Origin of the sequence: Bacillus sp. LB7, assembly GCF_030449715.1 — a bacterium.
GTDB classification, from domain to species: Bacteria; Bacillota; Bacilli; order Bacillales; family Bacillaceae; genus Bacillus; species Bacillus paralicheniformis.
Genome location: NZ_JASGCA010000059.1, coordinates 1 through 470, shown reverse-complemented (window position 1 = coordinate 470; position 470 = coordinate 1). Strand labels below are relative to the sequence as shown.

Below are 470 nucleotides of genomic sequence, written 5' to 3'. Positions count from 1 at the left end.
CCGGTATACATCTTTTCGAGCCGCGCCATGTATCTCTGCATCGTCTCAAGATCGTTTTCAGCCGTTTTGAGGGCGTTGGTTTGCTCGCGGTCAAACGCATGAAGCTTTTCAAGAGTCGTGCTGATTTCCTTTAACGCTTTCTGTTTCTGTTCATGAAAACCGCTGTCGTTCAAATCCGGCAAATCAACGATATGACTGACCTTCGCAATTGTAGCGTTGGTCTTCGAAACCAAATGTTTCGTTGTTCGATCAGCAGCATTTAAGCCATTCTCTAGTTCGTGTTCAAGAAAGGATTGTGAAATAAATCCGTTGTGGTTTGGTTCCAGAGAATTCAGCGCGCTTTTCATTTTCTTCAGCGTGGAACTGTATTCCTCTATAAAGGTATCATAGAACTGTAGAAAAGGGGTGTGGCATTCCTCATAAAACGCGCGGATCGCGTCGCCGCCTTTTCCTTTTAAAGCATCATCAAG

Annotated in this window: 1 protein-coding gene; it reads right to left on the bottom strand. The window is 44.7% G+C overall.

The genetic code is table 11. From position 1 onward, the window contains the following. On the bottom strand, positions 1–470 hold a 470-nt coding region (locus QMZ64_RS23040; RefSeq protein WP_301441639.1), incomplete at both ends, for a ribonuclease YeeF family protein.